The organism is uncultured Abyssibacter sp. (genome assembly GCF_964000955.1).
Classification (GTDB): Bacteria; Pseudomonadota; Gammaproteobacteria; order Nevskiales; family OUC007; genus Abyssibacter.
In genome coordinates this window covers 1-10832 of sequence record NZ_CAXFCL010000048.1, presented here as the reverse complement: position 1 = coordinate 10832, position 10832 = coordinate 1, and the positions used below count along the sequence as shown (strand labels likewise).

The 10832-nt window shown below is 66.8% G+C and carries 13 protein-coding genes and 1 pseudogene; all 14 read left to right on the top strand.

The genetic code is table 11. From position 1 onward, the window contains the following. The coding region (locus tag ABNS06_RS02115) for a serine O-acetyltransferase (protein WP_348672309.1) at positions 1-570 on the top strand (570 nt) is incomplete at its 5' end. After that, the gene (locus tag ABNS06_RS02110; protein ID WP_348672308.1) at positions 567-1007 is read left to right on the top strand and encodes an Rrf2 family transcriptional regulator; all 441 of its coding nucleotides are present in this window, start codon (positions 567-569) and stop codon (positions 1005-1007) included. The genes ABNS06_RS02115 and ABNS06_RS02110, both read left to right, overlap by 4 nt. Before the next feature lie 8 nt (positions 1008-1015). Next, a complete protein-coding gene (locus ABNS06_RS02105) occupies positions 1016-2173 on the top strand; it encodes a cysteine desulfurase family protein (RefSeq protein ID WP_348672307.1) in 1158 nt (385 codons plus the stop codon). Next, on the top strand, positions 2170-3327 hold the full coding sequence (locus ABNS06_RS02100) for a cysteine desulfurase family protein (protein WP_348672306.1): 1158 nt from the start codon (positions 2170-2172) through the stop codon (positions 3325-3327). Before ABNS06_RS02105 ends, ABNS06_RS02100 begins: the two co-directional genes overlap by 4 nt. Continuing rightward, positions 3327-3737 (top strand): iron-sulfur cluster assembly scaffold protein, encoded by a 411-nt coding sequence (locus ABNS06_RS02095; protein ID WP_348672305.1) that lies wholly within the window; start codon positions 3327-3329, stop codon positions 3735-3737. Before ABNS06_RS02100 ends, ABNS06_RS02095 begins: the two co-directional genes overlap by 1 nt. A gap of 8 nt (positions 3738-3745) precedes the next feature. Continuing rightward, positions 3746-4075 carry an iron-sulfur cluster assembly accessory protein gene (locus ABNS06_RS02090; protein ID WP_348672312.1) on the top strand — a complete coding sequence of 110 codons (330 nt, stop codon included), beginning with the start codon at positions 3746-3748 and terminating at the stop codon, positions 4073-4075. A gap of 225 nt (positions 4076-4300) precedes the next feature. After that, positions 4301-4732 (top strand): nucleoside-diphosphate kinase, encoded by a 432-nt coding sequence (ndk, locus tag ABNS06_RS02085; protein WP_348672304.1) that lies wholly within the window; start codon positions 4301-4303, stop codon positions 4730-4732. A gap of 4 nt (positions 4733-4736) precedes the next feature. Continuing rightward, positions 4737-5843 (top strand): 23S rRNA (adenine(2503)-C(2))-methyltransferase RlmN, encoded by a 1107-nt coding sequence (gene rlmN, locus ABNS06_RS02080; protein ID WP_348672303.1) that lies wholly within the window; start codon positions 4737-4739, stop codon positions 5841-5843. Further along, complete coding sequence (gene pilW, locus ABNS06_RS02075; RefSeq protein ID WP_348672302.1) at positions 5843-6613, top strand: type IV pilus biogenesis/stability protein PilW; 771 nt, start codon at positions 5843-5845, stop codon at positions 6611-6613. The genes rlmN and pilW overlap by 1 nt, the downstream gene beginning before the upstream one ends. After that, the gene (locus tag ABNS06_RS02070) at positions 6606-7532 is read left to right on the top strand and encodes a RodZ domain-containing protein (RefSeq protein ID WP_348672301.1); all 927 of its coding nucleotides are present in this window, start codon (positions 6606-6608) and stop codon (positions 7530-7532) included. Before pilW ends, ABNS06_RS02070 begins: the two co-directional genes overlap by 8 nt. A gap of 39 nt (positions 7533-7571) precedes the next feature. Continuing rightward, positions 7572-8654, top strand: coding sequence for a flavodoxin-dependent (E)-4-hydroxy-3-methylbut-2-enyl-diphosphate synthase (ispG, locus tag ABNS06_RS02065; RefSeq protein WP_348672311.1), 1083 nt, complete (start codon positions 7572-7574; stop codon positions 8652-8654). Then, positions 8648-9934 carry a histidine--tRNA ligase gene (gene hisS / locus ABNS06_RS02060; RefSeq protein ID WP_348672310.1) on the top strand — a complete coding sequence of 429 codons (1287 nt, stop codon included), beginning with the start codon at positions 8648-8650 and terminating at the stop codon, positions 9932-9934. The genes ispG and hisS overlap by 7 nt, the downstream gene beginning before the upstream one ends. A gap of 25 nt (positions 9935-9959) precedes the next feature. After that, positions 9960-10616: a tetratricopeptide repeat protein gene (locus ABNS06_RS02055; RefSeq protein WP_348672300.1), complete on the top strand. Its 657-nt coding sequence runs from the start codon at positions 9960-9962 to the stop codon at positions 10614-10616. Then, a pseudogene (locus tag ABNS06_RS02050) lies at positions 10616-10832 on the top strand (hypothetical protein); the annotation flags it as partial. The gene ABNS06_RS02055 and the pseudogene ABNS06_RS02050, both read left to right, overlap by 1 nt.

Sequence of the window (10832 nt, the reverse complement as noted above, 5' to 3'; positions counted from 1 at the left end):
TTCATCGATCACGGCATGGGTGTGGTCATTGGCGAGACGGCCGTTGTTGGCGACGATTGCACGCTATACCACGGCGTAACGCTGGGTGGCACGTCGTGGTCGCCGGGCAAGCGCCATCCCACGCTGGGCAACAATGTCGTCATCGGCGCCGGCGCCAAGGTGCTGGGGCCGCTGACCATCGGCGACGGTGCGCGCATCGGCTCGAATGCGGTCGTGGTCTCCGACGTGCCGCCCGGCGCCACGGTCGTCGGGATTCCGGGTCGCGTGGTCACCGAGCGCAAGCAGCCGACCCGCGAGATGCTCGCGATGGCCGAGAAGATGGGCTTCGACGCCTACGGCATGACCCGCGACATGCCGGACCCCGTGTCCAAGGCCATCGGTTCGATGCTGCATCACATCCATGTGCTGGATGGTCGTGTCGAGCAGCTGTGCAAGGCGCTGCGCGAGCATGTGGATGCCCAGGATTTGCCGAAGCTGGACGTGCCTGAGTTCGCCCGCGACGAGGCTGAGCAGGCGGCCGAATCCATCGTCGAGGCGTCGAAGCAGCGCGCGGCGCAAAAGCCCGGATGAAGCTGACGACGCGAGGCCGCTACGCGGTCATGGCCATGGTCGACCTGGCCGAGCATGGCGGGGAGGACCCCGTCTGTATTGGCGATATCGCCCAGCGTCAGAACCTGTCCGTGGCCTACCTGGAGCAGTTGTTCGCCGCGCTACGCCGGGCCGAACTGGTTTCGGCGCGTCGCGGGCGCTGTGGTGGCTATGCGTTGACCCGCACGGCTGATCAGATTTCGGTGGCGGCGGTGATGGCCGCGCTGGACGAGAACATGGACGCCACCCGCTGCGGCGGCGAGGCCGCTTGTACCGGCACCGGTGAGCGCTGCCGCACCCATGGCCTGTGGACGGCGCTGTCCGCGCACATGCATGACTTTCTGGCCGGCATTTCACTGGACGACGTGGTGGCGGGGCGGCTGGATGTGCGGGAAGCCGTCGTGACCTTCGCGGCCTGACACGGAACATGACGCTTTACTTCGATCACAACGCAACCACGCCGCTCGATCCGCGGGTGCTGGAACGGATGCTGCCGGTCTTCGGCGCGACCTATGCCAACGCGTCCAGTCTGCATCGCACGGGGCGCAACGCGCGGGACGTGGTGGAGCGGGCGAGAGCCCAGGTCGCCGCGTTGGTCGGCGCGCCGTCGCAGTCGGTCGTGTTCACCAGCGGTGGTACGGAAGCCGACAATCTGGCACTGCGCGGCGCCATGGCGGCCCAACCGGGGCGCACGCTGCTGATCGGCGCGACCGAACACCCGGCGGTGCTGGAATGCGCCGAGGCGATGGAGCGCGACGGCGTCAAGCTCGAGCGCATTCCGGTTGATCGCGACGGTCGCCTGGACCTGGCGTGGCTGGAGCGGCGTCTGCAGGCCGGGGACGTGGCGCTGGTGTCGGTGATGCTGGCGAACAACGAAACCGGCGTGATCAATGACATCCCCCTCGTCGCCGATCTGGTGCATGCGGCCGGCGCCTGGCTGCACAGCGATGCCGTGCAGGCGGCGGGCAAGCATCCGATCGACTGGTCCGATCTCGGGGTGGATTTGCTGTCGCTGTCCTCGCACAAGCTCTACGGCCCGAAGGGTGTCGGTGCGCTGGTCGTCGGCGAACGGGCCGTGCTGCACCGGCAGATGCACGGTGGCGGTCAGGAATCCGGCCTGCGCGGCGGCACCGAGAACGTGCCCGCCATCGTTGGCTTCGGCGCCGCGGCGGAGCTCGCGATCGAGGAGCTGGCGGCGCGCAGGGCGCATCTGCAAACGTTGCGTGATCTGCTTGATGCCGGCCTGGACCAGATTCCCGGGGTGGAGCGATTCGCCGCGGCGGCCACGCGTCTTTGCAACACCACGCAGTTCCGCCTGGACGGTTTCGACGGCGAAAGCCTGCTGATGGCGCTGGATCAGGCCGGCTGCGCGGTGTCGTCCGGCTCCGCCTGCGCCAGCGGCAAGGGCGAACCCAGCCACGTCCTGCTGGCGATGGGCATTCCGGCCGAGCAGGCCAAGGGTGCGATTCGCGTCAGTCTGGGCATGGGCAACACCGCGGAGGATGTCCAGGCGTTGCTGGCCGAGTTGCAGCGCCTGAACCCCGCGACCTCGCGCCTGATGCGTTCGGTGAGCCTGAGCGCATGAGCAGGCCGCGCATCTATCTGGATCACGCGGCGACGACCCCGATCGACCCGGCGGTCGCCGAAGTCATGCGCGATGCGCTCGAGCTGGCCAACCCGGCGTCGACGCATGCGGCGGGTCGCGAGGCCGCGGAACAGGTGGAGCGTGCCCGTGCCGCCGTGGCCGCCCGGGTTGGCGCGTCGGCAGACAGCCTGATCTGGACCAGCGGCGCCACCGAGGCGGACAACCTCGCCATTCTCGGCGCGCTGGCGCATCGCCCGCCGGGGCATGTCGTCACCGCTCGCACGGAACACAAGGCGGTGCTCGACCCGGTGCGCCAGCTGGAGCGTGCCGGATGGCGCGTGAGCTGGCTCAAGCCGGGTGACGACGGGGTGATCGCGGCAGCCGATGTGCTGAACGCGCTGCGGGACGACACCCAACTCGTGTCGATCATGCACGTGAACAACGAGACCGGCGCGATCCAGGACATTGAGGCCATTGGTCGCGGTCTCGCCGGGCATCCGGCGCTGTTCCACGTCGACGCCGCGCAGTCGCTGGCCTGGCTGCCGATCGATGTCGACGCCATGGGCATCGACCTGCTGGCGCTGTCCGCGCACAAGTGCCACGGGCCTGCCGGCATCGGGGCGCTGGTGCTGCGTCGCGGCAGCGCCCGGATCAGGCCGTTGATGCATGGCGGCGGCCAGGAGCAGGGTCTGCGGCCCGGTACGCTGGCGCCGCATCAGATTCTCGGCTTCGCCGAGGCCGTGCGCCGGCTCGACAGCTTCGCGGATGCCCCGGCGCGGGTCGGCCGGCTGCGCGAACGGCTCTGGACCGGGCTGGCCGCGATCCCCGGCGTGATCCGCAATGCCTCGGCCGCGGTCACGGCGCCGCATATCCTCAACATGACGGTGCGTGGCGTGAACGGGGAGAGCCTGCTGTTCAGCCTGCCGGAGCTGATGATTTCGCAGGGTTCGGCCTGCACGTCGGATGGCCAGGAATCCTCCTACGTGCTGCGCGCGCTGGGGCGCAGCGATGCCGAGGCCCGCGCCAGCCTGCGGCTCAGCCTCGGGCGCGGGACCACTGATGACGAGGTGGATCTGGCGGCTGCCCGGATCACCGCGACGGTGGAGCGGCTGCGCGCGTTGCAGCCGGATCACTTGCAGCGGGAGGCCGCCTGATGGATGGTCTGCGCGCCCGCTTCGAGACCCTCGGCAAAGCCCGGCAGGCCGGTGAGACCGGCGCCACGGCCCGCGCGGAGGCGACCACGCCGGCCGGTGACGACGTGGTCGAGATCAGCCTCTGGCTGAACGGCTCCACCATTGAACGCGCGAGGTTTCGGGCCCATGGTTCACCTGCGACGCTTTGCGCGGCGGATTGGGTTTGCGAATTCGCGGAAGGGCGATCGGTCACGGCGGCGGCACTGTCACCGGCTACCGTGGTCGAAGCTCTGGACCTGCCGAGAATCCGGATGCCAGCAGCGTTGATGGCGGTGGACGCTCTGGTTGCTGCCTGCCGCCAGGCCGACGAAGGGCATCCGCAGGATGTCTCCGCCAACCACCAGTCTCCACAGACGGTCAGTACAGCATGAGCAAGACGATGAACATCGAAATCACCGAAGCGGCGGCACGGCGCATCCAGGAACAGCTTGCCAAACGCGGTCATGGCCTCGGCCTGCGGGTCGGCGTTCGAACCTCGGGCTGTTCGGGCTACGCCTACGCGCTGGACTATGCCGATGAGGTGGGCGACAACGACGTCAGCTTCGAGGCGCATGGGTCAACCATCGTGGTTGATCGCAAGCATCTGGAACTGCTGGACGGCCTGCGCCTGGACTTTCGGCGCGATGGCCTGAACCAGATGTACCACTTCGACAATCCCAATGTGGTGGATCACTGTGGCTGCGGGGAGAGCTTCGCGGTCGCCAGTTGAGCGCGTGTCACCACGGATCGTCGCCGACCTTCGGGAAACGTTGCGTGTACCGCCGCCTGGCCATCAAGTTTGCGGTGCAAAAAAGGCGGCGTTTCCCTAGAATATGCAGGTTAACGCCGTCCCTCGTGACGGCGTTTCTTTCTCATTAGCCACGAATTTCGCGCCGGTCGCGGAATTCGCCACCGCTGAAACACTGACAAACCATAGATACGCGTAGGAGCACGCATGGCCGTCGAGCAAACCATTTCCATCATCAAGCCGGATGCCGTTGGCAAGAACGCCATCGGTGACATCTACAGCCGCTTCGAAAAGGCCGGGCTGAAGATCATCGCCGCGAAGATGAAACATCTGTCGCGCAAGGAAGCCGAAGGCTTCTACGCGGTGCACGCCGAGCGCCCGTTCTTCAAGGACCTGGTCGACTTCATGACCTCCGGTCCGGTGATGATCCAGGTGCTGGAAGGCGATGACGCCATCGCCAAGAACCGTGAGCTGATGGGCGCGACCAATCCCAAGGACGCGGCCCCGGGCACGATTCGTGCGGACCACGCCGAGTCGATCGACGAGAATGCCGTGCACGGCTCCGATGGATCGGATACGGCTGCCGTCGAGATCGCCTATTTCTTCAGCACCACCGAGCTCTGCCCGCGCACGCGATAAGCGCATGTCGACTTCAGCCGCACAACCCGTGAACCTGTTCGGTCTCGATCGCGCGGCCCTGGAGTCCTTTGTGAGCTCACATGGCGAGCCCGCGTTCCGGGCTCGCCAGCTGATGCAGTGGCTTTATCAGAAGCGGGTCACGTCCTTCGAGGACATGACCGACATCAGCAAGAAATTCCGCGCCCGGTTGCCGGCCATTGCCGATGTGCGTCTGCCGACGCTGGAAGCCGCGCAGCTGTCATCCGACGGCACCCGCAAGTGGGTGCTGCGCCTGGACAGCGGCGGGGCGATCGAGACGGTCTACATCCCCGAGGCGAACCGCGGCACGCTCTGCATATCCTCGCAGGTCGGCTGCGCGCTGGATTGCGCGTTCTGCTCCACCGCGCAGCAGGGCCTGGAGCGCAATCTGACCGCGGCCGAAATCGTCAGCCAGGTCTGGTTCGCGATCCGCACGCTGGTCGACGAACTGGGCAGGGACCGGCCGATCTCCAATGTCGTGTTCATGGGCATGGGCGAGCCGCTGGCCAACTACAACCAGGTCATCACGGCGATCCGGCTGTTGCAGGACGACCTCGGGTTTGGCCTGTCCAAGCGCCGGGTGACGGTCAGCACCTCCGGGCTGGTGCCGTTCATGGACCGGCTGGGTGTCGATGTCGACACCGCTCTGGCGGTCTCGCTGCACGCGCCCAACGATGCGCTGCGTGACGAACTGGTACCGATCAATCGCAAGTATCCGATCGCCGAGTTGATGGCCGCCTGCCGCCGCTACACCCAGCGTGATCGCAAGATGCACATCGTCTACGAGTACGTGATGCTCGATGGCGTCAACGACAGCGATGACAATGCCCGGGAGCTGGCGCGGCTACTGCGTCACATGCCGGCCAAGATCAATCTGATTCCGTTCAACCCGTTTCCGGAAACGCGTTTTCGTCGCTCCAGCGCCGAGCGCATCGAAGCATTCGCGAACATCCTGCGGCGCGAGAAGCTGCTGGTGACCACGCGCCGGACGCGAGGTGACGATATAGACGCCGCCTGCGGGCAGCTCGTGGGGCGAGTGGCCAGCCGGCAGCAACGCCGACTGTCCGACATTCCCGTCCGGGTGACCAACTGATGTTATGGCGCTGGGTGCTGGTGGCGGTGGCGCTGATGGCGTCGTCCGGCTGCGTCACCGAATCGGCGGATGGCCGGTATGCGCCGGCGAAGGCCGACTACGCGGAAGCGGCACGCATCAATACCCAGTTGGGGATCGACTACATGCGCAAGGGCGAGACCGATCGCGCCCTGACCAAGCTTCAGCGGGCACTGGAGCAGGATGCGTCGTTTCCGCTCGCCCATGCGAGCATCGCGTTCGTCTACCAGAATCGTGGCGATGCCGTCTCCGCCGACCGGCACTATCGCCGAGCGCTCGCGCTGGCGCCGAACAGTCCGGACACGCAGAACAACTACGGTGTGTTTCTCTGTGGGCAGTCGCGGTACGATGAGGCCTTGGCGGCGTTCGAGCGCGCCCTGCGGGTGACGGGTTACCGGACGCCCGAGGTTGCGTACACCAACGCCGGAGTCTGTGCGCGCAAGGCGGGGAAGGACGCGCAGGCTGAAGGATATTTTCGCGCGGCCTTGCGGGAGAACGGGACGTTTTCCAACGCACTCGCGCAGATTGCGTTGCTGTCGTACGACCGCGGTGAATACCTCCGGGCCCGTGCGTTTCTGCAGCGTTACGCACAAGCAGCCCCGCACAGTCCGCAGACCCTATGGCTGGGTGTGCGGACCGAACGTGCCCTGGGAGACGTCGCGGCCGCACGCCGATACGCCAATCAGCTGCAACAGCAGTTCCCCGAGGCCGACGAAACGTACTCATTGCTGAGAACTGAACGGAATGGCTGAACAAGAGCCGATGGATTCGCCCGGGCGGCAGGAACCGCTGCAACCCAAACCGGGTGGATTGCTGCGGGAGGCACGCGAAGCGCGAGGCTTGAGCCTGGACGAGATGGTCGTGCAGACGAAGTTGCCGCGGTCGATGCTGGACGCGATCGAGGGTGACAATTTCGAACTGCTTTCCGAGCCGGTCTACGTGCGTGGCTACTATCGCAAGTACGCGCGCGTGGTCGGTGCCGACGAGGCCGCCGTCATCGCCGGTTACGAAGCCCATGCCGGCGGCCAGCTGCCGAAGCTGGAGGTTCCGGTGCTGCTGCAGGACGAGCCGATCCGCGAGCGGCGCCGTCTCCCGTTACTGCTGCTATTGCTCGTCGTCATCATCGCCGTCGTGGCGGCCGCCTGGTGGTGGCTGTCCTCCGGGCCCGAGACGGTCTCCAGCAATACCTCGTCGGTTCGCCCGGCCGCGGCGCGAGTCACCGAACCTCCGGCGGAGCGGGGCGGGCAGGCTGTCGACGAATCGACGTCATCACGTCCCAGTACCGGCGAGCGGTCGGCAACCAGCGTGGGCGGTCCGCGCCGCCTGGCGCTGGAGACCACGATGACCTCGGCGCCCACCGCGACCGAGCCGGCCGAGACGCCGGACGAGGCTGAGGCAACGCCTGCCACGGAAACCCCTGCCGCCACGGCTGCCGAGGTCCTGGTGCTCGAGTTCAACGATGCATCCTGGGTGCGCGTCGAGGACGGCAGCGGGCGACGGGTGCTCAACGGCCTGATCCAGAGTGGCGAAACCCGGTCCATCGACGACGACGGGCCGTTTTCCATCTTTCTGGGCTATGCCCCGGGTGTGGACGTGACGTTCCGCGGCGAAACCGTGGACGTGTCCCAGTACGTTCGCGGGAACAACACGGCCCGGTTCACGGTCGAGTAGCCAGCGGTTCCCCCGGCTGATCGGGTTTTTCTCATGGCAATGCAGAGCAAGCACAGAATCACGCGACGGGTGTCGCGGCAAATCCACGTCGGCAACGTGCCGGTTGGTGGGGATGCTCCGATCTCCGTGCAGAGCATGACCAACACCGAGACCGAGGACATCGACGCCACGGTCGCCCAGATCGAGCGCATCCGGAAGGCGGGCGCGGATATCGTCCGGGTGTCCGTGCCGACGCTGAAGGCCGCCGAGGCCTTTCGCGAGATCCGGCGTCAGGTCGAGGTTCCACTGGTCGCCGACATCCATTTCAACTGGAAGGTCGCGCTGGCCAGCGCGAAGCACGGCGCCGACTGCCTGCGCATCAATCCGGGAAACATCGGTGGCGAGCACCGGGTGCGCGAGGTCGTGGCCTGTGCGCGTGATCACCGAATCCCGATTCGTATCGGCGTGAACGCGGGTTCACTGGAGCGTGACCTGCAGGAAAAGTACGGCGAGCCGAATTCCGATGCGCTGGTCGAATCCGCGATGCGGCACATCGACATTCTGGATCGGCACGACTTCCCGGATTTCAAGGTGAGCCTGAAAGCCTCCGAGGTCTTCATGACCGTGGAGGCCTATCGCAAGCTGGCGGCGAAGATCGAGCAGCCGCTGCATCTGGGCATCACCGAGGCAGGCGGGTTGCGATCCGGGGCGGTGAAATCGTCGATTGGGCTGGGCATGCTGCTGGCCGATGGCATCGGCGACACCCTGCGCGTGTCGCTGGCCGCCGATCCCGTCGAGGAGATCAAGGTCGGCTGGGACATGCTCAAGTCGCTGCACCTGCGTACGCGGGGCATCAATCTGGTCGCCTGTCCTTCCTGCTCGCGGCAGAATTTCGACGTCATCAAGACCGTGAACGAGCTGGAGTCCCGTCTGGAGGACATTGATGCGCCGCTGGATCTCGCGGTCATCGGCTGCGTGGTCAATGGCCCCGGCGAGGCGCGCGAGGCGCAGATCGGGGTGACCGGCGGCAAGCCGAACACGATCTTCATCGACGGTTCCATCCAGCACAAGACGAACAACGAGGAGCTTGTGGACACGCTGGAAAAGCTGGTCCGCGGGCGCCTGGCCGAACAGACATCGTGAGCATTCAAGCCATTCGAGGCATGCCGGACCTGCTGCCGGATGCCTGCAATATCCAGTCGCAGCTGATTCGCGCGGCCGCCGAGATCGTCGAGAGCTACGGCTTTCGCGAAATTCGCCTGCCGCTGCTGGAGAAAACCGAGCTGTTCGCCCGCTCGATCGGCGAGGTGACCGATATCGTCGAAAAGGAGATGTACAGCTTCGACGACCGCAACGGCGAATCGATGACGTTGCGGCCCGAGGCCACCGCCGGTGTCGTTCGCGCGGTGATCCAGCATTCGCTGGTGCACGCCGGGCCCCAGAAGCTGTGGCTGGCCGGGCCGATGTTCCGCTACGAGCGCCCGCAGAAGGGGCGCTACCGTCAGTTCGACCAGTTCAACGTCGAGGCCTTCGGCCTGGAAGGCCCGGACATCGATGTCGAGCTGATCGCTATCAGCGCGCGGCTGTGGAAGCGCCTGGGCGTCACCGACCTGCTGACGCTGGAGCTGAATTCGCTGGGTGACGGCGCAGGCCGGCAGCGGCACCGCGAGGCCCTTGTCGACTACCTGCGTGGACACGCCGACCTGCTGGATGCCGACGCGACCCGCCGGCTAGAGACCAATCCGCTGCGCGTGCTGGATTCCAAGAATCCGGCGATGCAGGACATGCTGGCGGCCGCCCCGCAGTTGCCCGACTACTGGGATGACGCTTCGCGCGAACATTTCGAGACCCTGACCGGCCGGCTCGACGCACTGGGCATCGCCTGGACGCTCAACCCGCGCCTGGTACGCGGACTGGACTACTATTCACGCACCGTGTTCGAGTGGACGACGACGGCGCTGGGTGCGCAGAACGCCGTGTGCTCGGGTGGCCGTTACGACGGCCTGGTGGAACAACTGGGCGGCAAGCCGACGCCAGCGGTGGGTTTCGCCATCGGTGTGGCGCGGCTCGCGGCGCTGATGGAGGCCGGCGGCACCACCGCGCAGCCTGTGGCCGATGTCTACCTCGCGGCGCTTGGCGACGCGGCGGATGCCGCGGCCGTGGTGCTGGCGGAACGCCTGCGGGATGCATTGCCCGGGCTGCGGCTCGTGGTCAACGCCGGCGGCGGCAGTTTCAAGGCGCAGCTCAAGCGTGCCGACCGCAGCGGCGCCCGATTCGCGCTGATTCTCGGCGATGCCGAGGTTGAAAGCGCCACCGTGCAGCTCAAGCCGCTGCGCACGCATGAAGAGCAAGAGGCCGTCGCGCAGAGCGCGCTGGCCGACACCATCCGTGAACGCATGCAGGCCACGCCTGCGGCAGCGTGATCACGACAGGAAAACGGGAAGACACGTGGAACAGAGAACGGACGAAGAACAGATCCAGCGCCTGCGCGAATGGGTGGGCGAGTACTGGAAGCCGGTTGTTGGCGGCATCGTGGTCGGCCTGGCGGCGGTGCTCGGCTGGCAGGGCTGGAGCGGGCATCAGCAAGGCCAGGCGCTGGCCGCGTCGGGCATGTACAACGCCGTGACCGAGGCCATCGACGCGGGCGATCTGGAAGCCGCGGCGGCATCGGTTGACACCCTGGACTCCGAGTTCAAGGGCACGCTTTACGCGGCCCTCGGTCACCTGATGATCGCCAAGGCCTACGCCGATGGTGAGCAGTACGACAAGGCCGCCGAATCGCTGGAATGGGTGGCGAACTATGCCGACGACGCGCCGACACGGGCGCTCGGCACGGCGCGTCTGGCGCGGGTGCGCTGGGCGCAGGGCGACACCGAGGCGGCCCTGAAGGTGTTGGGCGAAGCCTCGCCGCCGGAATCCTTCGAGGCGGCGTTCTTCGAGCTCAAGGGCGACATTCTGATGGCCACCGACGCGAGCGACCAGGCGCGCGAGGCCTACACGGCCGCGTTGGCGGCCATGGATCTGAACGCACCGACCCGGGCCGCCGTCGACCGCAAGCTGGCCGAACTCGGTCGGCCTGATGACCAGGCCGAGCAGGCATCGTGATGCGCACCCTGACAATCGCGCTGGCGGCGGTTCTGCTGGCGGCCTGCGCCAGCAACGAGGTCGCCAACAAGCCGGCGGAACTGACGCCGGTGGATTCCACCGAGGTGAAGTTCAAGCGTGCCTGGTCCAAGGATGTGGGTGCGGGTACCGCGGGCAAGTTCGCCGAGCTGGTGCCGCTGGTGGTGGACACCCGGGTCTTCGCCGCGGACGCCAAGG